Below are 19,060 nucleotides of genomic sequence, written 5' to 3' on the forward strand. Positions count from 1 at the left end.
CTACCTGGAACGTTCCTTATCTCTCCAGGAGTGTCGGACCTGCCCGGATTCCTGGGTGACGATGCTCACACGGGGGCGTACGGGCTCACGGGGCTCGTGCGGGACCGCACGGTTCATGCGGAGGCTCACACGAGGCCGATGCCGAGCAGCAGCGTGCCGGCGCCCAATGACACCCCGCCCGCCGGGACCAGCCAGATCAACCTGTTCGGCTTCGTGTCGGAGGGGCGCACCACGGACAGGAAGAAGCCCAGCGGCATCAGGATGGGCGCCGCCACGATCAGGACCCGGGACAGGTCCTTCAGGCCGCCGGACAGGTCGGCCTGATCGATGTAGAGCAGCGCGACGAGCGCGAAGAGCACCAGGACGCCCGCGTGCGCGTGCCCGGCCCGCCACAGGCCGCGCCGCACCGGGTTGTCCAGATATCCGGGGACTCCGCGCATGATCTGCGAGAGCAGGGAGACCCCGCCGAAGGCCACGGCGGGCACGGTGATGAGGAGTGTTCCCGCTGTGTTCAGCGACGACGGTGACATGGGGGACCTCTCATTGGATAGTGAAGCTAGCCAATTATTGGATAGGAGTGCTATCCAGTCAAGGGCGGGCGCATTCGCTTCGATATCCGGAAGGGCTCCCTGCCTGGCGGGCTCGGTGGGTTCGGCCGGCCGTGGGGGGCGGAGCGCGCCGGACGGGGGTCAGGTGGCGTCGATGAGGACGGCGCTGGCGCGGGCGAAGGTGTGCCGGAACTCCTTGAGGGGTTCGTACTCGGCGGAGTTGTAGAAGTTCAGCACGCTCTGCTTGTCGGGGAACTCCAGGATGACCGCGATCGCGGGCTCGTGGTCGCTCTCCAGGGCGATCGGGGCGGTGTCGCGCCTGATCGGCCGGCCGCCGAAGCGCGCCACGACGGACAGGGTCTCCCTCTCGTATCGGGCCATCTTCTCCTCGTCCTCCGGCGTGACGGTTATGACCATGTAGGTGCTCATGCCGTTCCCTCTCCAAATTGTTTGCTAGTACGTGAACTATGAAACAGTCCGTCGGGGAAGAAGGCAAACCGGCCGGCTGTGAGGCTGCTCACAACGCTTCGTCACTTTGCGCAGACGCATACAATCGAGACATGAAGGCGTTCGTTCACCCCGCCCGCGAAGACCTGCGCCTGGACGCCGTCCTGGAGGCTCTCGCCCACCCCCTGCGCCTGCGGATCGTCGGGCGCCTCGCCGACGGGGAGGAGCTGACCTGTTCCACCACCCTGCCCGACGTCAACGCCTCGACGGCCAGTCGTCACTGGCGGGTGCTGAGGGAGGGCGGCATCCTGTGGGCGCGGCGCGAAGGGCGCATCATCACCCACACCCTGCGACGCGAGGACCTCGACGCCCGCTTCCCCGGCCTGATCGACACCGTCATCGCCGCCGTCGACGACGGCGAGACGGGCGAGCCTCTCTCGGATGGAGCCGCTGCCGGATGAAAGGCGCCCGGATTCGCCTCGACGCCTCGGGGAAGGTTCCCTGGCGGGCAGGACCTCGGCACGGCCCGTCCGGGCTCCCGTAAAGATCGCGGGACGATCCGCGCGCAATGTCGCCCGGTTCGGGGAAGATATGAATCAGATCCGTCCCCCAGGTGGAGGTGCCACACATGGCAAGCAAGGACACCGGCGGCCAGAAGCAGACCGGCCGTACCGACAAGGAGGTCGAGGAGACCGCCGCGGCGGAAACCTCCGACGTCCAGGAGCGTCACGAGAAGCTCTCCGATGACGTCGACGCGATCCTCGACGAGATCGACGAGGTCCTTGAGGAGAACGCCGAAGAGTTTGTGAGGAGTTACGTGCAGAAGGGCGGACAGTAGGTCCGCCCGGCCGAACCCAGGTCAGGGGTGAGGGCGGATCCGGCGAGGAGCCGGCAGACCCGTCCTGACCGCGGGCCCGGCCCGGCGCCCGCCGGGCCCGGCAGGCGGGTGACGCGCGGCCGTCCCCCGCCGGGAGCGCCTTTTCCGGTGCTCCGCCCGCGAACGCCGCGAACACGCTGAGCCGACAGAACACGCTGAGCCGACAGGGGGGACCCCTCCGGGAACGGTTCCCGGAGGGAACGAGAACCGTCCGGGGTACGAAACGGGAAGGCGCGGGCCGAATCCGGTCGCGATCGTTCCCGGCCCGGTGGGCCGGCCCTTTCCCGCCGGCCCCGCCACCTCCGCGGCGAGAGCCCGCGCGGCGAACGACCGCGTGCACCGGCACCCCGCGCGGCGAACGACCGCGTGCACCGGCACCCCGCGAAGTTTTTCACGAGCACCGGCTCCCTCGCGAAGTCCTTCCACGAGCGCCGTCCCGCGCCTTCCGCGAGCACTGTCACGTGTCCTCCGTGATCACCGCCCCGTCGCCCTCGCCACCCCTCGTCCTCGTCGCGTCCGACGGGATCCGCGGCGGTTCCGGCGATCGGGACCGATCACCCGTAAAGATTCAAAAGCCCGCCGCGGGGGGTTCGCGCTGAGCTGATCCAGGGAAGTGCAAGCAGCACGGCAAGATGAGTAAGGTCAGGCCTTAAAGGACTGCACCTTTGGAGGGAGTCGCGTGGGATCTCACAGGGACCTGCCCGCCGGCATGGTGAATCACATCTTTACCGACACCGGGAGCTCCTCGTTCACCGAGTTCGTCAGGTCCCATTCGCCGGACTTGCTGCCTGGCCGTAACGAGACCCTGGCAACCCCGGTGGGCGATCAGATCCCGCATGCCACCACGATCGTGGCGGCCATGTGCGCCGGTGGCGTGGTGATCGCGGGAGACCGCCGGGCGACCTCCGGCAACATCATCTCCCAGCGTGACATGGAAAAGGTGTTCCGCACCGACGACCACTCGGGCATGGGCATCGCCGGGGCGGCGAGCACCGGCATCGAGATGGCCCGCCTCTACCGGGTGGAGCTCGAACACTACGAGAAGCGCGAGGGCCGCACGCTCTCGGTGGCGGGCAAGGCCAACCGGCTCGCCACGATGATCCGCGGCAACCTGCCGATGGCGATGCAGGGGCTCGTGGTCGTCCCGCTCTTCGCCGCCTACGACCCCGACGTCGACGGTGGCCGCATCTTCAGCTACGACGTGGGCGGCGGCCCCTACGAGCAGCGTCACCACCACGCGATCGGATCCGGCTCGATCTTCGCGCGGGGCTCCCTGAAGAAGCTCTACCGCGAGGGCGCCTCACCCGAGGACACCGTGCTGACGCTGATCCAGGCCCTCTACGACGCGGCCGACGACGACTCGGCGACCGGCGGCCCGGACGTGATCCGCAAGATCTGGCCCGTCGTCGCGGTGATCACCGCCGACGGATACCACCGGCTTCCCGACGAGGAGGTCGGAGAGCTCGTCCGGGTCGTGGTCGAATCCCGGGCGGAACGCCCCGACGGCCCCGCCGCCCCGCTGCGCTAACACGAGAGGATCACCCCAGGTGTCCATGCCTTTTGGATATGTCTCGCCCGAGCAGCAGATGCGGGACAAGGCGGACTACGCGCGCAAGGGGATCGCGCGGGGCCGTAGCGTCGTCGTCCTGCAGTACGAGGACGGCATCCTGTTCGTCGCGCCCAACCCGTCCCGTGCCCTGCACAAGATCAGCGAGATCTACGACAAGATCGGGTTCGCCGCGGTCGGCCGCTACAACGAGTTCGAGGCCCTGCGCCTCGGCGGCATCCGATACGCCGACATCAACGGCTACACCTACGCCCGCGACGACGTCACCGCCCGTGGTCTGGCCAACCTCTACGCGCAGAACCTCGGCCAGATCTTCACCGAGTCGCTGAAGCCGTTCGAGGTGGAGATCGTGGTCGCCGAGGTCGGCGATTCCTCCGACGAGGACCACATCTACCGGCTGACCTTCGACGGCTCGGTCTTCGACGAGGCGGGCCTGGTGGCCATGGGCGGCCAGGCCGAGGCGGTCGCGGGCCGTCTCAAGGAGCGCTACCGCGACGGCCTGTCGCTGGCCGAGGCGCTGGAGGCGGCGCTGTTCGCGCTGACCGAGCCGGGAGGCGAGCGCTTCCCGGCGGGCCAGCTGGAGGTGGCGGTGCTCGACCGCAACCGGCCGCACCGCAAGTTCCTGCGGCTCAACGGCCCCAGGCTGGAGCGGCTGCTGGCCGACGGGGCCCCCGCCGCCGAGTCGGCCGCCCAGGCGGCCAGGGAGGAGAGCCCCCTCTCCGCGCCCGAGACGCCCGGCGCCCCGCCGACCGCGCCCGACGGCGACATCGACACCGGATCCAGCGGCTGACCGCGTCCACCGGCGACAAAGGAGCGCCGCCCCCGCCAGGGGGCGGCGCTCCTTTGTGTCCTGGATCACATCGTCCTCGGGCAACCGATCCCGTCCCGCGGCGGTCACAGTCTGCGTGAAGAACAGCACCTCCCGGGCCTGGACCAGGCTCGTTCCCGCTTTGACCGCCCCCGCCGCCCCCGCCGCCCCGCGGCGAAGCGGTGCGGCGCTCGCCCTGCTCGCGGCGGTGGCGCTGGTGTCCGGCTGCGCCTCTGAGACCGCCTCCAGGACCGCCCCCGCCCCTCCCCCCGCCGCGGCCTCCTCCGCGTCCGTTCCCTCCGCGTCCACTTCGACGGGTGCGCGGGACCCCGCGGTGGAGCCCACCCCGGCCTCCGCGCCCGCGGCCACCCCCGAGCTCTTCGGTACCGAGTTCCAGGCCGCTCCCGAGCACGACTGGAGCAAGGGGCGGCCGCCGCCCTTCGAGGGCGTCCTGCGGGGCTGGCTCACCGACGTGGACGACAACGGGGTGGCCGAGTACCGGCCGATCCGCTTCGTCCAGCGCGACGGCGAGGACGGCCACTTCGACGGTCCCGAGGAAGGCGACGTGGTCCGCTACCTGGCGCCCATCGCCGAGGACGTGCGGTTCCTCGCCGACAGCGGCTGCGACGGCGCGTCGCAGACCTACGACAAGGCCACCAGCCTCGGCACCGAGAGCTGCTCCCGCCAGACGCTGATCGACAACGTCAGGGAGGCCGCCTCCCTGACCGGGGTCGAGGGCCTCCACCGGCCGGCCCTCATCACCACCGAGAACGGCAGGATCACCAAGGTTGTCGAGATCTTCTGGCAGGGAGGAGGCTGACCGGGACCGCCGATCCCGGCGCCTCCGCGCCACCCGCGCCCGGCGGGAGCCGGGCGCGGGCCGTGTCCGCCCGCGTCCGCCCGCGTCCGCGCTTAGCCGCTCACAGCCCGGGGCATAAGCCGTACGACCGAAAACCCCATGATCCCTCCCGCGAGAGGGGTTCGGCGAATAGTGTGAGGCAATGGATCGTCGCATCTTCGGGCTTGAGAACGAGTACGGCGTCACCTGCACGTTCAGGGGGCAGCGGCGGCTGTCACCCGACGAGGTAGCGCGTTATCTATTCCGCCGTGTCGTCTCCTGGGGCCGATCGAGCAACGTCTTCCTGCGCAACGGGGCACGCCTGTATCTCGACGTGGGCAGCCACCCCGAGTACGCCACCCCCGAGTGTGACAACGTCGTGGAGCTCGTCACCCACGACAAGGCGGGCGAGCGCATCCTGGAGGGCCTCCTCGTCGACGCCGAGAAGCGTCTGCGCGAGGAGGGCATCGCCGGGGACATCTACCTGTTCAAGAACAACACCGACTCCGCGGGCAACTCCTACGGCTGCCACGAGAACTACCTGGTCGGCCGGCACGGCGAGTTCGGCCGCCTGGCCGACGTGCTGATCCCGTTCCTGGTCACCCGGCAGATCATCTGCGGGGCGGGCAAGGTGCTGCAGACCCCGCGGGGAGCGGTCTACTGCGTCTCCCAGCGGGCCGAGCACATCTGGGAGGGCGTCTCCAGCGCCACCACCCGGTCGCGCCCGATCATCAACACCCGCGACGAGCCGCACGCCGACGCCGAGCGGTTCCGCCGCCTGCACGTCATCGTCGGCGACTCCAACATGAGCGAGACGACCATGCTGCTCAAGGTCGGCGCGACCGACCTGGTGCTCCGCATGATCGAGGCGGGCACCGTGATGCGCGACCTGTCCCTGGAGAACCCGATAAGGGCCATCCGCGAGGTCTCCCACGACATGACCGGGCGGCGGCGGGTCCGGCTGGCCAACGGCCGCGAGGCGTCCTCGCTGGAGATCCAGGAGGAATACCTCTCCAAGGCCCGCGACTTCGTCGACCGCCGCGGTGGCGACGAGATCAGCCACCGGGTGCTGGAGCTGTGGGAGCGCACCCTCAACGCGGTCGAGACGGGCAACCTCGACAAGGTCGCCCGCGAGATCGACTGGGTGACCAAATACCAGCTGATCGAGCGCTACCGCAAGAAGTACGACCTGCCGCTGTCGAGCCCCAGGGTCGCCCAGCTCGACCTCGCCTACCACGACGTGCACCGCCGCCGCGGCCTGTTCTACCTGCTGCAGAAGCGTGGCGCGGTCGAGCGGGTGGCCTCCGACCTGAAGATCTTCGAGGCCAAGTCGGTGCCGCCGCAGACCACCCGGGCCCGGCTGCGCGGTGAGTTCATCCGCAAGGCGCAGGAGAAGCGGCGCGACTTCACCGTCGACTGGGTGCACCTGAAGCTCAACGACCAGGCGCAGCGCACCGTGCTGTGCAAGGACCCCTTCCGCAGCGTCGACGAGAGGGTGGACAAGCTCATCGCCGGAATGTGACGGTCATACTTCGGCAAGCTCGTCCCGGCCTTACCTCCTCCGTACGCCGGGACGGGTAGTGTGGCGCGAACCTGACGTCTGCTTGAGGGATACCTATGCGCCGCCGCAGCATGGCCGTACTGGCCGCAGTTCCCCTGATGTTCGCCGCAGCATGTGGCTCCGGCGGAGGCGTGGCCACCGGCGCCTCCAGTCCCGCCAGCAGCAGCGGGGTCACCGAGCTGCAGGTAACCGGACAGGCCGGCGCCAAGCCGACCGTCGCCTTCCCGTCCAAGGTCGTCGAGACCTCCTCCTACAAGGTGCTCACCCCCGGCACCACCGGCGAGGCCGCCAAGCTCGGCACCAGCGTGATCGCCAACTTCACCGTCTTCACCTGGGACGGCAAGGAGAACAAGATCGCCGGTTCGACCTACGACGAGGGCGGGCCGCAGGTCATCACGCTCAACGAGCAGGTCCCGGAGATCCTCCGCAAGGGCTTCGCCGAGACCAAGGGCGGCGGCAGGTTCATGTCGGTCGTCGCCAAGGACACGCTGCCCGCCGAGCAGCAGGCGCAGGCCCCTCCCGGCCAGTCGCAGGTTTTCGTGGTCGACGTGGTGGGCGTCCCCCAGGCCAAGGCCGCCCAGGGCACCGCGACCGATCCCGGCGTCGAGGGGATCAAGGTGGAGAACCCCGGTGGCGACGCCGCGCCGAAGCTCACCACCAAGACCAAGAAGAAGGCTCCCAAGGAGCTCGTCGCCAAGACCGTGATCAAGGGCACCGGCCCCGAGGTCAAGACCGGCCAGTCGATCCTGGTGCAGTACGCCGGGAAGATCTGGGGATCGGACGTCGAGTTCGACAGCAGCTGGTCCCGCGGCGCTCAGCCGATCATGTTCCCGATCGGCGCCGGCAAGGTCATCAAGGGCTGGGACCAGGGTCTGGTCGGCGTCCCGGTCGGCAGCCGGGTCCTGCTGAGCATCCCGCCGGACCTCGGTTACGGCAAGGCGGGCAGCGGCGAAAAGATCAAGGGCACCGACACCCTCGTCTTCCTGGTCGACGTGCTGGGCGCCTACTGATCCCGCCGACCCGCTGATCCGGCGTTCCGTCCCCGGCGAGGCCCGCCGGGCCGTCGCCGGGGCGACCCGCCCCATCCCGGAGCCCGGCCGTGCGCGCACGGCCGGGCTCCGTGCTTTCCCGGTGCTTTCCCGCTGCCTTCCCGGCAGGGTGCCCGGTCCGCGCGATCGTGCCGCCCGGGTCCGCGCACGGGCCGGGCGGCCCGCCGGGCGAGGGCCGGCCTCCGGGGGCCGCGGCCTACAATCCGGGCTGTGAGCGGCGACGACCTTGACACGGTGGCGGTACTTCACGACCCGGTGCGCCGGGCCGTCTACGACTACGTGGCCTCCCGGGGCCAGGACGTGGGGCGCAACGAGGCGGCCGAGGCGGTGGGGGTCCAGCGGACCCTGGCCGCCTTCCACCTCGACCGGCTCGTCGAGGCGGGCCTGCTCGAGGCGGGGTTCCGGCGGCTGACGGAGCGGACGGGACCCGGCAGCGGCAGGCCGGCGAAGGTCTACCGCAGGGCGCCGGGGGAGTGGCAGGTCAGCGTGCCGGCCAGGGACTACCGCACCCTCGCCCTGGTGCTGGCAGAGGCGGTCGAGCTGCTCGGCGGGGACGAGCGGGCCGAGCAGGCCGCCCGGCGCGCGGGGGCCCGGTCCGCGGGGGAGGGCGAGGATCTCGCCGGGGTGCTGCGGCGGCGCGGGTACGAGCCGTACGAGGAGGGCGGCCGGATGCGGCTGCGCAACTGCCCGTTCCACGTGCCGGCCGAGGAGCATCCGCTGCTGGTCTGCTCGGTGAACCTGGAGCTGTGCCGCGGGCTGCTCGACGCGCTCGGGCAGGACGCCTCGGCGGCCAGCCTGGACCCGCGCCCGGGGGAGTGCTGCGTCACCTTTTCTAAAAACAATGAAGATTGACATAGAAGGATCGGGGATGATCTGCTGTGTCCATGCATCTGGCCCAGCTGAACGTCGCCCACCCGCGCGCGCCCAAGGACTCCCCGGAACTGGCCTCCTTCATCGCCGGCCTCGACCCCATGAACCGGCTGGCCGAGGCCGACCCCGGCTTCGTGTGGCGGCTCAAGGGGGGTGACGGCCCCGAGGACCTGATCGAGCACGAGTACGGTGACCACCTGATGATCACCTTCTCCGTGTGGAGGTCGCGCGACGCGCTGTGGAACTACGTCTACCGCAGCGGCCACCTGGCGTTCCTGCAGCGGCGCAGGGAGTGGTTCCTGCGCATCGCGGAGCCGTACTCGGTGATGTGGTGGATCCCCGAGGGGCACGAGCCGACGCTCGCCGAGGGGATGGAACGCCTGGAGAGGCTGAAGGCCGAGGGCCCCACGCCGGAGGCCTTCACCTTCAAGGACTTCTACGACAGCAGCGAGGCCGCGTGGCGCCCGGCGGCGGCCGAGGCCAGGAAGTAGGCCAGGTCCTCCTCCAGCCCCCGGCCCATCGTCGACAGCCGCACCGGAGAGCCCCGCAGCGCCTCGTGCAGCCCGTCCACCGGCACCTCGACCAGCTCGTGCCGCGCGGCGAGCGGGCGCGACTGCTCGGCCACCCGCCTGCCGAAGTCGCCGGGCAGCACGGGCACGGCGACCTGGGCCGGGGCGAGCGCCACCCGGCCGTAGGCGGTCAGCGAGTGGTGCGAGACCCCGATGTGGCGCTCGCGCAGGTCGCCCTCGCTGACCCGCAGCGCCGCGACCGGACGGCCACCCAGGACGGCGGCGGCGTTGACGGCCTCGCCGGCCGAGACGCCGGAGAAACCCCAGCGGGTGCCGCTGCCCAGGTTGCCCGGCCCCTGGGTGACGATCGCGACGTCGGCCTCCAGGACGTGCCTGGCCGCCAGCAGGCCGGTGTGCGGGGTCACCACCTCCACGTCGCCGCCGAAGGCCTGGCCCGCCGTGACGACCCCGCACAGCCAGCCGGTCTCCCGCAGCCGCGCGCACGACATGGAGAACCAGGCGGGCAGCGCGCCCCCGTCGAGCATCACGTAGGCGACCCTGACGGGCTTTCCACGCTCCCGGCCGCCGGGCCCGGCCGCGGTCTCCCCGGGCTCGGGCGGGTGCCGGCAGCCGGGTTCGCCCGCGGATTTCCCGGACCCGGGCGGGTTGGTGCCGTACAGGCCGCAGAGGATCGCGGGCAGGGCCGAGTGCAGGTCAGCGACGATCACCGGCATGCCGTCCACGGAGTCGGCGTCGCGCAGGACCTCGTGGAAGGGCGAATCCTGCTCGTCCGCGCCGAGGACGGTGGCCTGCAACGGGGTGTAGCGTGCCTTCACCAGGTGTCCGGGGCCTTGAGGATCTTGTGGCAAACGGTCGGGAACAGCCACCACCATGGCGTAGCCTCCCGTACCGAGACCCATCGCGAGCGCGGTCGTGTTGAGCAGCACCACGTCACCGGGCTCCGGGCGTCCCACCAGGGCCGGGTAGGCGAGCGCGCGCGCCTCACCGTCCTCGGTGGTCACGTCGAGTTCCACCGCCCCCGGCCACTCGCGCCGGACCCGTACGACCTCGCCCCTGCGCCATCTGATCACGGGGGAAGGGTAGCGTCACTCGAACAGGGAGGAGGCCGGATGTCGCGCCGGAAGACCGAGCGGCTGCTCAATCTCGTGATCTGCCTGCTGGCCACGCGGCGGCCGCTCAGTGCCGAGCACATCCGCCAGGCGGTGCCGGGCTACGACGCCGACAACGACGAGGCCTTCCAGCGGATGTTCGAGCGGGACAAGAACGAGCTGCGGGAGATCGGCATCCCGATCGAGGTCCACAAGGACCCGTGGGAGGAGGATCCGGGCTACCGGATCGTCCGGTCGGCGTACGAGCTGCCGGAGATCACCCTGGAGCCCGACGAGGCCGCCGTGGTGGGCCTGGCGGCCCAGGTGTGGCAGCGGGCCAGCCTGGCCGAGGCGGCCAGCGGGGCGCTGCTGAAGCTGCGCGCCGGGGGCGTGCAGACCGACGAGGCCCACGGGGTGCTCGGCGGGGCGCTGGAGCTGCGCGTCGACACCCAGGACCCGTCCTTTCCCGCCCTGTGGGAGGCCGTGCGCGACCGGCGCGCGGTCCGGTTCGCCTACCGGGCGGCGGCCAGCCAGAACGTGCTGACCCGCACGGTGGAGCCGTGGGGCGTCGTCAGCCGCCGGGGCCGCTGGTACATGGTCGGCCACGACCGCGACCGGGACGCGCCGAGGGTCTTCCGGCTCAGCCGGATCAGCGGCACGGTCACCACCGTCGGCCGCCCGGGCGCCGTGGTGGTGCCCGAGGGCGTCGACATCAAGTCCATGGTCGGCTTCAGCGACGCCGCCGTCCGCGAGCGTACCGCCCTCATCCGGGTCAGGCGGGACACCTGCCAGGGACTTCGCCAGGTGGCGAAGGCGGTGCGGCCCGCCGGCGACGGCTGGGACGAGCTGGACGTCGACTTCACCGACCCCGGCCGGCTGGCCGGGTGGATCGTGGGCTTCGCCGCGGACGCCGAGGTGGTCGGCCCGCCGGACGCCCGCGACGCGGTCATCTGCCGCCTGAAGGGAGCACTCGCGTGAGCACGGCCGATCGCCTGCCCAGGCTGCTGGCACTGGTTCCCTACCTGATGTCGCATCCCGGGGCCCAGGTGCCCGAGGTCGCGAAGATCTTCGGGCTGAGCGAGAAGCAGCTCATCGACGACCTGCAGCTGGTGTGGATGTGCGGGCTGCCCGGCCACACCCCCGGCGACCTGATCGACGTGTCGTGGGACGGCGGGGAGATCGTCATCGACAACGCCGAGACCATCGCCCGCCCGCTGCGGCTGGGCGTGGACGAGGCCAGCGCCCTGCTGGTCGCGCTGCGCCTGCTCGCCGAGATGCCGGAGTTCGGGGAGCGCGACGCGCTGGCCCGGGTCATCGCCAAGTTCGAGCAGGCCTCGGGCGAGGGCGCCGCGGCGGTCAGCAGCCAGGTCGCGGTGGAGGTCGACGCCGCGCCCGACGCGCTGCCCGTCGTCAACGAGGCGCTGCGGAGCCGCAGGCGGCTGTCGCTGCGCTACTACGTGCCGGGACGCGACGAGATCACCCCGCGCGAGGTCGACCCGATGCGCCTGGTCGTCGTGGACGGCCGCCCCTACCTGTCGGGCTGGTGCTACCGGGCCGAGGCGGTCCGGCTGTTCCGGCTGGACCGGATGCTCTCCGTCGACGTGCTCGACGTTCCCGCCGACCCGCCGGAGGACGCCGTGGCCGACGAGGTGACGCCCGGGGTGTTCCGGCCCTCGCCGACCGACGAGCTGGTGGAGCTGGAGCTGACCGCCGCGGGCCGCTGGGTCGCCGAGTACTACCCGTGCGAGCGGGTCACCGAGCTCGGCGAGGGCCGCGTGCGGGTGGCCCTGCGGGCCAGGGACCAGGGCTGGCTGGTACGCCTGGCGCTGCGCCTCGGGGACACCGGCAGGGTGGTCTCGCCCGCCTCGCTGGACGCGAGCGTCCGGGCCGCGGCCACCGCCGCGCTGAATCGTTACGAGTCGGTTTCCTGACGTGTCCCCTGACGCACGGAGCTGGAGCCTCCCGACATGAGCTGGATCATCGCCGCGATCTCGCTGACCTTCGCCGGGCTCGCGGTCCTGGCCTTCCTCGCCGTCCGCGTGCTGCGTGCGGCCGCCGAGCTGGGCCGCGAGGTCGACCGCACCCAGGGGAGGCTGGAACCCGTTCGCGTTCTGTTCGGCGAGCGTACGGCGGCTGTACGGGGACAAAGGGATGAGTCTGTCCCCGGAGGAGCGTACGATCGGGACCAGAGACTGCACGTCGCCCGGCGTAAGGATGTGTAATGCCCAACCTCGGACCCACTGAGCTGATCATCATCGGCCTGATCCTGGTGCTGCTCTTCGGCGCCAAGAAGCTGCCGGAAGCCGCCCGCGGGCTCGGCCGGTCGCTGCGCATCTTCAAGTCGGAGACCGCCAAGCTCCGCGACGAGGACGAGCCGCAGACCACGACCGCCACGGTCGTCCAGGCGCAGCCCCAGCCCCCGGCCCCGGCCCCGCAGCCGATCCCGGCCGCGACCCAGGCCCCGGCCCCGGCGCCGAGCGCCGAGGAGGAGGCCCGCCGCCTCGAGGAGCAGGCCGCCCGGCTGCGGGCCCAGGCCGGAGCGCCCAAGTCGCAGTGATCGGCGGTAGCCTGAAGATCTACCCTGATCATCCGACTCGTCACCCCAGGATTCGCGAATGGCGCTGCTGAAGTGGCCCAAACCGGGCCGGAACGGGGCGGCACCACCGCCCGCCGATGCGGGCGACGGCCGCATGCCCCTCATGGAGCACCTGCGCGAGCTGCGTAACCGGCTGGTCATCGCCCTGCTCGGCCTGGTCGCCGGCACCATCGTCGGCTTCATCTTCTTCGCTCCGATCTGGGAGTTCGTGTCGGCGCCCTACTGCGGGCTTCCGCAGGCGCAGGAGCTGCGGTCCGGGCAGTGCACGATGCTGATCCTCGGCGTCTTCGACTCCTTCTTCGTGAACCTGAAGGTCGCGGCGATGTTCGGCCTCGTGGTCTCCTCGCCGGTCTGGCTGTGGCAGATCTGGGGCTTCGTCACCCCGGGCCTGTACCGCAACGAGAAGCGCTACTCGATCCTGTTCATCATGCTGGCCGTCCCGCTGTTCCTCGCGGGCGCGGCGCTGGCCTACTTCGTGATGGACACGGGCCTGTCGATCCTGCTGGGATTCGCCCCGCCGGGGACGGTGGTCGGCCTCACGATCGACGAGTACCTCAGCTACGCGCTGATCATGCTCATCGTGTTCGGCATCTCCTTCGAGCTGCCGCTGCTCATGGTGTTCCTGAACATCATCGGGGTGTTGCCGCACGCGCTGGTGGCCAAGCACCGCCGCATGGTCATCTTCATCATGTTCGTCTTCGGCGCGGTCGCCACCCCCGGCGGCGACCCGTTCACGATGATCGCGCTCGCCCTGCCGATGGTGGTGCTGTTCGCCCTGGCCGAGGGGTTCATGTACCTCAGGGAGAGAAGGCAGTCCAAGGGTGAGGACTTCTCCCACCTGTCCGACGACGAGGCCTCCTCGCTCGACGACGACCCCTCGCCCCTGGGCGACGTGACCCCCGTCGGCGACCCGGCTCCTATCGATTCGAGAACGACCGACACCGATCCCGGCAAATAGGGGATAAGTTCCGGTCTGTGCCCGCAGAGATCGCAGTCCTCGTCAACCCCGCCGCCCGCGGCGGCCGTTCACGGGGACTGCTCTCCCCGGTGCTCGACCGCCTGAGGCAGGGCGGGCGCGAGGTCTCGGTGATCCTCGGAGACTCCGCCTCCGACGCCCTGGAACGCGCCTGCACGGCCGTGGCCGAGCAGCCGGAGGCGCTGGTGGCCTTCGGCGGCGACGGCCTGGTCCACCTGGCCCTCCAGGCGGTCGCGGGCAGCGGCGTGCCGCTGGGCGTCATCCCGGTGGGCACGGGCAACGACATCGCCGCCGCGCTCGGCATCCCCCTGAAGGCGCCGCTGGCCGCCGCCGACACCGTGCTGCGCGGGCGGGTGCGCACGGTCGACGCCGCGAAGGTGGGCGAGGACGAGTGGTTCGCCGGGGTGCTGGCCTGCGGCTTCGACTCCCGGGTCAACGAGCGGGCCAACACGATGACCTGGCCGCCCGGCATGGCCAGATACCTGGTCGCCCTCGCCGAGGAGCTGCGCTCCTTCCGGCCCATCCCGTTCAGGATCGACCTGGACGGCGAGATCGTCGAGCGTGAGGCGATGCTGGTCGCGGTCGGCAACACCTCCTCCTACGGCGCCGGCATGCGCGTGTGCCCCGGCGCCGTCCCCGACGACGGCCTGCTGGACGTGACGATCCTCGGCGCCATCCCCAAGGGGGAGTTCCTGCGCACCTTCCCCCGCGTCTACCGGGGCTCCCACGGCGCCCACCCCGCCGTCACCATGCGCCGCGCCCGCCGGGTGACCCTGGAGGCGCCGGGAGTGATCGCCTACGCCGACGGCGAGCGGGTCGGTCCCACCCCGCTGACGTGCGAGATCGTCCCCGGCGCGCTGGCGGTCCTCGTCTAGGGCCGCCCGGCGTCCGCCGGCGCCGTCCGACCCCGCCCAGACCGGCGGAGCCCGGCGGAAAGGGGGGACGGACCGGAATCCCGATATCGGTAGGCTGGACGCATGACGACCCCAGCGGAACGATACGCTGCCTTCCGTCAGAGCCAGGCCGAGAGCGGGCCGGCGCTGACCTCGTTCCGCGGTCTGTACGACTTCGAGCTGGACGACTTCCAGCTCGACGCCTGCCGGGCGCTGGAGGCGGGCGACGGGGTCCTCGTGGCGGCCCCCACCGGTTCGGGCAAGACCGTCGTGGGCGAGTTCGCGGTGCACGTGGCCCTGCAGGAGGGCCGCAAGTGCTTCTACACCACCCCGATCAAGGCGCTGTCCAACCAGAAGTACAACGACCTGGTCAAGCGGTACGGCACGGACAAGGTGGGCCTGCTCACCGGTGACAACAGCGTCAACGGGGAGGCCCCGATCGTCGTCATGACGACCGAGGTACTGCGCAACATGCTCTACGCCGGGTCCTCCACCCTGGCGGGGCTCGGCTTCGTCGTCATGGACGAGGTCCACTACCTCGCCGACCGGTTTCGCGGCGCGGTCTGGGAAGAAGTGATCATCCATCTGCCCGAGTCGGTGCGCCTGGTCGCGCTGTCGGCCACGGTCAGCAACGCCGAGGAGTTCGGCGAGTGGATGGGCGAGGTCCGCGGCGACACCAGCGTCATCGTCGACGAGCACCGCCCGGTCCCGCTCTGGCAGCACATGCTCGTCGGCAGCCGCATCTACGACCTGTTCGTCACCGGCGACGAGGACCGGCGCCCCCAGATCAACCCCAACCTCCTGCGCATCGCCAGGGACGAGGAGCGCCAGGCGTACGGCAGGGGGCGGCGCGGCTACTCGCGGCCCCGCAGGAACGGCCCGCCGGACCGGGCCGCGGCCATCGAGCGCCTGGACGCCGACGCCCTGCTGCCCGCGATCACCTTCATCTTCTCCCGGGCCGGCTGCGACGCCGCCGTCATGCAGTGCCTGCACGACGGCATCCGGCTCACCACCGACGCCGAGCGTCACGAGATCCGGCAGATCGTCGACGAGCGCACCGCGCACCTGCCCGACGAGGACCTGGGCGTGCTCGGCTACCTGGAGTGGCGCGACGCCCTGGAGCGCGGCCTGGCGGCCCACCACGCGGGCATGCTCCCGGCCTTCAAGGAGGTCGTCGAGGAGCTGTTCACCCGGGGCCTGGTCAAGGCCGTGTTCGCCACCGAGACCCTCGCGCTGGGCATCAACATGCCCGCCCGCTCCGTGGTGATCGAGAAGCTCGACAAGTGGAACGGCGAGACCCACGCCGACCTCACGCCCGGCGAGTACACCCAGCTCACCGGACGGGCCGGGCGCCGCGGCATCGACGTGGAGGGCCACGCGGTCGTCCACTGGCAGCCGGGCACCGACCCGCTCCAGGTCGCCGGCCTGGCCAGCACCCGCACCTACCCGCTGCGCTCCAGCTTCCGCCCCTCGTACAACATGGCGGTCAACCTGGTCGGCCAGGTGGGCAGGGAGCGGGCCAGGACCCTCCTGGAGTCCTCGTTCGCGCAGTTCCAGGCCGACCGGGCCGTGGTCGGCATCGCCAAGCAGGTGCGCCGCGCCGAGGAGGCCCTGGAGGGCTACCGCCAGGCGATGACCTGCCACCTGGGCGACTTCGAGGAGTACGCCGCGATGCGCAGGGCCCTGTCCGACCGGGAGGCCGAGTTGTCGCGCCAGCGCGGCGCGGCCCGCAGGACGCAGGCGCTGCGCTCGCTGGAGGCGCTCAGGCCCGGCGACATCATCAGGGTCCCCGGCGGGCGCCGCGCGGGTCTCGCCGTCGTCCTCGACCCGGGTCTCAACTCCCGGGGCGAGGGCCCGTCCCCGCTGGTGCTGACCATCGGCAAGCAGGTCAAGAAGCTGTCGCCGGCCGACTTCCCCGTCCCGGTGGAGCCGGTCGAGCATCTGCGCATCCCGAAGAACTTCAACGCCCGCTCGCCCAAGGAGCGGGCCAACCTGGTCTCCTCCGTGCACGCCAAGATCGGCGACCGCGACTTCGGCAAGCCCGTCAGGGCGCGCGACCACGCCGCGGAGGACGACGAGATCACCCGCCTGCGCAGGGAGATCCGCCGGCACCCCTGCCACGGGTGCGACGAGCGCGAGGACCACGCCCGCTGGGCCGAGCGCTACTACAAGCTGCTCCGCGAGACCGAGGGGCTGCGCCGCCGGGTCGAGGGCCGCTCCCACGTCATCGCCCGTACCTTCGACAAGGTCTGCGGGGTGCTCGACCAGCTCGGCTACCTCGACGGCGAGAGCGTCACCGCCGAGGGCCGCCGCCTGGCCCAGCTCTACACCGAGCTGGACCTGCTGACCGCCGAGTGCCTGCGCGCGGGGCTCTGGAACGACCTGGACCCGGCCGAGCTGGCCGCGTGCGTGTCGTCACTGGTCTTCGAGTCGCGGCAGGCCGACGACGCCCGCCAGCCCAGGATCCCCGCGGGAGCGGCCCAGAAGACGCTGGCGGACATGGTCCGCCTCTGGGGTGAGCTGGAGTCGATCGAGGGCGACCACGGCCTGTCGTTCATCAGGGAGCCCGACTTCGGCTTCGCCTGGGCGGCCTTCCGCTGGGCCAAGGGCCACACCCTGGACGCCGTGCTCCGCGACGGCGTCGCCGGCTCGGAGCTGGCCGCCGGAGACTTCGTCCGCTGGACCAAGCAGCTGCTCGACCTCCTCGGCCAGATCTCCGACGCGGCCCCGGCGGGGAGCAAGGTCAAGCAGACCGCGGGCAAGGCGATGGACTCCCTGCGGCGCGGGGTGGTCGCCTACTCGTCCCTCACCTGATCCCGGTCCCCGGCCTGGGCCGTCTTCGGTCCCGGCCGGGCGGTTCGCCGGGCCTCGCCGGATGCGGCGGGGCCGGAGGGGGCCGGACAGGACTCCGCGAGAGGGCTCAGGCCAGGCTGAAGCGGACCTCGCGGGTGGTCGGGTCGGCGCGCGTCAGCCGCACGCGTACGGTCTCTCCCAGCGGGAGCCCCTCGCCGTCGCAGCGGGCCACCACCGCCGGGTCGGTGACCTGCACCTGGCCCCACGGGCGGTCCTCGGCCACGTCGATCACCACGGCCTCGAACGTCTGGCCCACCCGCTCGCGCAGCACGAAGGCCTCCACCAGGTCCACGCACGCCCGCTCGACGCCGCCCGCGCGGCGCCCGGTGGCGTGCATGATCTCCGGCAGCTCGCCCATGGCCCGCTGGACGTCCTGCGGCACCGGCTCGCCCGCCGCGACGGCCAGGCAGATCTCCGTGGCGTAGCGGTCGATGAGGCGGCGCAGCGGGGCGGTCACGTGCGCGTACGGCGCGCCCACGGCGGCGTGCTCCGCCTGCGCGGGCGGCTCGCCGTTGAAGGCGACGTATCCGGCGCCGCGCAGCAGCACCGTCGACTCCTGCAGGAACGCGGCCTGCTCGGGGATCTTCGGGTCGAGGGAGTGCACGACGTCGCCGTACCCCGCGCCCTCGGGCCAGGGCACGCCGAGAGCGGCGGCCACCCGGCGCACCTGGGCGATCCTCTCCGCCGGGGCGGGCGGCAGCACCCGCAGCAGACCGATCTCGGCGTCCAGCATCATGGCGGCGGCGGCCATGCCCGTCAGCAGCGAGATCTGCGCGTTCCACGCCTCGGCGTCCAGCGGGGCGCGCATCTCCACCCGGTAACCGTCACCGTCGAGGACGACCTCCTGATCGGGGGTGGGCAGCGTCACGCCGCCCCTGGCCCGCTCCTGGGCCAGCCTGAGCCGGCCGATCTCGGCCAGCAGCCGCAGCGTGCCGTCGGCGGTGCCGGTGTCGATGGCGGCCTGCGCGTAGTCGTAGTCGAGCCGCTCGCGGCTGCGTACCAGCGCCCTGGTCACGTCCGCGCCCACGATCAGGCCTTCGGCGTCCAGGTCGACGCACCACAGCGCGGCGGGCCGCGTCACGCCGGGCAGCAGGCTCGCGGCGCCCTCGGACAGGACGGGCGGATGCAGCGGCACGCGCCCGTCGGGCATGTAGACCGTCTCGCCGCGGGTGCGGGCCTCGGCGTCGATCGCGCCGCCGGGCCTGACGAACGCCCCGACGTCGGCGATGGCATACCAGACGCGGTAGCCGCCGGGCTGCTCCTCCAGGTGCACGGCCTGGTCGAGGTCCATCGCTCCCGGGGGGTCGATGGTGATCAGCGGCAGATCGGTCCGGTCGAGCCGGGGCAGGGCGGGCACCTCGGCGACCCACTCGGCCTCGTCGACCACCGCCCGGGGGAAACCCTCAGGCAGTTTCATCTCACGACGGATCCGTTCGAAACCGTCGTCGAGCCGCGGATGGGACTCTCCGGGCACCCGGATGCTCTTGTGAGGCACAGGGAGCAACCTACCGGCTCCCGGCTGGCCACCCCACCGGCCGGCCGGGGCGATGCCGACCGGC

At 71.6% G+C, this 19,060-nt stretch carries 20 protein-coding genes; 16 read left to right on the top strand and 4 right to left on the bottom strand.

Annotated features, from left to right (window positions below; translation table 11 throughout):
* Window positions 1–125: 125 nt before the first annotated feature.
* Window positions 126–530 carry a hypothetical protein gene (locus ACTOQ1_RS10965; protein ID WP_440066161.1) on the bottom strand — a complete coding sequence of 135 codons (405 nt, stop codon included), beginning with the start codon at window positions 528–530 and terminating at the stop codon, window positions 126–128.
* 159 nt (window positions 531–689) lie between these two features.
* Window positions 690–977 (bottom strand): DUF1330 domain-containing protein, encoded by a 288-nt coding sequence (locus ACTOQ1_RS10970; protein ID WP_440066163.1) that lies wholly within the window; start codon window positions 975–977, stop codon window positions 690–692.
* Between the two features lie 131 nt (window positions 978–1,108).
* Here ACTOQ1_RS10970 and ACTOQ1_RS10975 point away from each other — a divergent pair, with 131 nt between their 5' ends.
* From ACTOQ1_RS10975 to ACTOQ1_RS11015, 9 genes are all read left to right on the top strand, one after another.
* Entirely contained in the window at window positions 1,109–1,456 is a 348-nt protein-coding gene (locus tag ACTOQ1_RS10975) for an ArsR/SmtB family transcription factor (protein ID WP_440066164.1), read from the top strand.
* Window positions 1,457–1,623: 167 nt separating this feature from the next.
* Window positions 1,624–1,833 (top strand): ubiquitin-like protein Pup, encoded by a 210-nt coding sequence (locus ACTOQ1_RS10980; protein WP_435288038.1) that lies wholly within the window; start codon window positions 1,624–1,626, stop codon window positions 1,831–1,833.
* Window positions 1,834–2,581: 748 nt separating this feature from the next.
* On the top strand, window positions 2,582–3,400 hold the full coding sequence (gene prcB, locus ACTOQ1_RS10985) for a proteasome subunit beta (RefSeq protein WP_440066545.1): 819 nt from the start codon (window positions 2,582–2,584) through the stop codon (window positions 3,398–3,400).
* A 25-nt stretch (window positions 3,401–3,425) separates the two neighbouring features.
* A complete protein-coding gene (gene prcA, locus ACTOQ1_RS10990; RefSeq protein ID WP_440066166.1) occupies window positions 3,426–4,229 on the top strand; it encodes a proteasome subunit alpha in 804 nt (267 codons plus the stop codon).
* 115 nt (window positions 4,230–4,344) lie between these two features.
* Entirely contained in the window at window positions 4,345–5,067 is a 723-nt protein-coding gene (locus ACTOQ1_RS10995; RefSeq protein WP_440066167.1) for a hypothetical protein, read from the top strand.
* A gap of 181 nt (window positions 5,068–5,248) precedes the next feature.
* Window positions 5,249–6,607 (top strand): Pup--protein ligase, encoded by a 1,359-nt coding sequence (gene pafA / locus ACTOQ1_RS11000; RefSeq protein ID WP_030904553.1) that lies wholly within the window; start codon window positions 5,249–5,251, stop codon window positions 6,605–6,607.
* A 95-nt stretch (window positions 6,608–6,702) separates the two neighbouring features.
* Window positions 6,703–7,656 (top strand): FKBP-type peptidyl-prolyl cis-trans isomerase, encoded by a 954-nt coding sequence (locus tag ACTOQ1_RS11005; RefSeq protein WP_440066169.1) that lies wholly within the window; start codon window positions 6,703–6,705, stop codon window positions 7,654–7,656.
* A gap of 249 nt (window positions 7,657–7,905) precedes the next feature.
* Entirely contained in the window at window positions 7,906–8,547 is a 642-nt protein-coding gene (locus ACTOQ1_RS11010) for a helix-turn-helix transcriptional regulator (protein WP_440066170.1), read from the top strand.
* Window positions 8,548–8,579: 32 nt separating this feature from the next.
* On the top strand, window positions 8,580–9,056 hold the full coding sequence (locus ACTOQ1_RS11015) for a DUF3291 domain-containing protein (protein ID WP_440066547.1): 477 nt from the start codon (window positions 8,580–8,582) through the stop codon (window positions 9,054–9,056).
* Here the strand turns inward: ACTOQ1_RS11015 and ACTOQ1_RS11020 are convergent.
* Window positions 9,002–10,165, bottom strand: coding sequence for a DUF3866 family protein (locus ACTOQ1_RS11020; RefSeq protein ID WP_440066172.1), 1,164 nt, complete (start codon window positions 10,163–10,165; stop codon window positions 9,002–9,004). The two genes, ACTOQ1_RS11015 and ACTOQ1_RS11020, sit on opposite strands and share 55 nt — an antisense overlap.
* Before the next feature lie 39 nt (window positions 10,166–10,204).
* On the opposite strand from ACTOQ1_RS11020, the gene ACTOQ1_RS11025 reads away from it, so the two are divergent.
* From ACTOQ1_RS11025 to ACTOQ1_RS11055, 7 genes are all read left to right on the top strand, one after another.
* Window positions 10,205–11,161 (top strand): helix-turn-helix transcriptional regulator, encoded by a 957-nt coding sequence (locus ACTOQ1_RS11025; RefSeq protein WP_435288033.1) that lies wholly within the window; start codon window positions 10,205–10,207, stop codon window positions 11,159–11,161.
* A complete protein-coding gene (locus tag ACTOQ1_RS11030) occupies window positions 11,158–12,114 on the top strand; it encodes a helix-turn-helix transcriptional regulator (protein ID WP_440066174.1) in 957 nt (318 codons plus the stop codon). Before ACTOQ1_RS11025 ends, ACTOQ1_RS11030 begins: the two co-directional genes overlap by 4 nt.
* Window positions 12,115–12,150: 36 nt before the next feature.
* The gene (locus ACTOQ1_RS11035) at window positions 12,151–12,405 is read left to right on the top strand and encodes a hypothetical protein (protein ID WP_440066176.1); all 255 of its coding nucleotides are present in this window, start codon (window positions 12,151–12,153) and stop codon (window positions 12,403–12,405) included.
* A complete protein-coding gene (gene tatA, locus ACTOQ1_RS11040; protein WP_440066177.1) occupies window positions 12,405–12,740 on the top strand; it encodes a Sec-independent protein translocase subunit TatA in 336 nt (111 codons plus the stop codon). Before ACTOQ1_RS11035 ends, tatA begins: the two co-directional genes overlap by 1 nt.
* Window positions 12,741–12,798: 58 nt before the next feature.
* Window positions 12,799–13,737: a twin-arginine translocase subunit TatC gene (gene tatC / locus ACTOQ1_RS11045; protein WP_440066178.1), complete on the top strand. Its 939-nt coding sequence runs from the start codon at window positions 12,799–12,801 to the stop codon at window positions 13,735–13,737.
* A gap of 17 nt (window positions 13,738–13,754) precedes the next feature.
* On the top strand, window positions 13,755–14,630 hold the full coding sequence (locus ACTOQ1_RS11050; RefSeq protein ID WP_440066180.1) for a diacylglycerol/lipid kinase family protein: 876 nt from the start codon (window positions 13,755–13,757) through the stop codon (window positions 14,628–14,630).
* A gap of 102 nt (window positions 14,631–14,732) precedes the next feature.
* On the top strand, window positions 14,733–17,462 hold the full coding sequence (locus ACTOQ1_RS11055) for a DEAD/DEAH box helicase (protein WP_440066181.1): 2,730 nt from the start codon (window positions 14,733–14,735) through the stop codon (window positions 17,460–17,462).
* A 106-nt stretch (window positions 17,463–17,568) separates the two neighbouring features.
* Here ACTOQ1_RS11055 and ACTOQ1_RS11060 read toward each other — a convergent pair whose 3' ends face one another.
* The gene (locus ACTOQ1_RS11060) at window positions 17,569–18,918 is read right to left on the bottom strand and encodes an RNB domain-containing ribonuclease (RefSeq protein WP_440066183.1); all 1,350 of its coding nucleotides are present in this window, start codon (window positions 18,916–18,918) and stop codon (window positions 17,569–17,571) included.
* Between the last annotated feature and the right edge of the window lie 142 nt (window positions 18,919–19,060).

Origin of the sequence: Streptosporangium sp. OZ121, assembly GCF_051918885.1 — a bacterium.
In the GTDB taxonomy this organism is placed as follows: Bacteria; Actinomycetota; Actinomycetes; order Streptosporangiales; family Streptosporangiaceae; genus Streptosporangium.

Coding starts and splice junctions, on each gene's coding strand:
- ACTOQ1_RS10965 (WP_440066161.1), bottom strand. CDS start 530: ATGTCACCGTCGTCGCTGAACACAGCGGGAACACTCCTCATCACCGTG.
- ACTOQ1_RS10970 (WP_440066163.1), bottom strand. CDS start 977: ATGAGCACCTACATGGTCATAACCGTCACGCCGGAGGACGAGGAGAAG.
- ACTOQ1_RS10975 (WP_440066164.1), top strand. CDS start 1,109: ATGAAGGCGTTCGTTCACCCCGCCCGCGAAGACCTGCGCCTGGACGCC.
- ACTOQ1_RS10980 (WP_435288038.1), top strand. CDS start 1,624: ATGGCAAGCAAGGACACCGGCGGCCAGAAGCAGACCGGCCGTACCGAC.
- prcB (WP_440066545.1), top strand. CDS start 2,582: ATGGTGAATCACATCTTTACCGACACCGGGAGCTCCTCGTTCACCGAG.
- prcA (WP_440066166.1), top strand. CDS start 3,426: ATGCCTTTTGGATATGTCTCGCCCGAGCAGCAGATGCGGGACAAGGCG.
- pafA (WP_030904553.1), top strand. CDS start 5,249: ATGGATCGTCGCATCTTCGGGCTTGAGAACGAGTACGGCGTCACCTGC.
- ACTOQ1_RS11005 (WP_440066169.1), top strand. CDS start 6,703: ATGCGCCGCCGCAGCATGGCCGTACTGGCCGCAGTTCCCCTGATGTTC.
- ACTOQ1_RS11015 (WP_440066547.1), top strand. CDS start 8,580: ATGCATCTGGCCCAGCTGAACGTCGCCCACCCGCGCGCGCCCAAGGAC.
- ACTOQ1_RS11025 (WP_435288033.1), top strand. CDS start 10,205: ATGTCGCGCCGGAAGACCGAGCGGCTGCTCAATCTCGTGATCTGCCTG.
- ACTOQ1_RS11035 (WP_440066176.1), top strand. CDS start 12,151: ATGAGCTGGATCATCGCCGCGATCTCGCTGACCTTCGCCGGGCTCGCG.
- tatA (WP_440066177.1), top strand. CDS start 12,405: ATGCCCAACCTCGGACCCACTGAGCTGATCATCATCGGCCTGATCCTG.
- tatC (WP_440066178.1), top strand. CDS start 12,799: ATGGCGCTGCTGAAGTGGCCCAAACCGGGCCGGAACGGGGCGGCACCA.
- ACTOQ1_RS11055 (WP_440066181.1), top strand. CDS start 14,733: ATGACGACCCCAGCGGAACGATACGCTGCCTTCCGTCAGAGCCAGGCC.
- ACTOQ1_RS11060 (WP_440066183.1), bottom strand. CDS start 18,918: ATGAAACTGCCTGAGGGTTTCCCCCGGGCGGTGGTCGACGAGGCCGAG.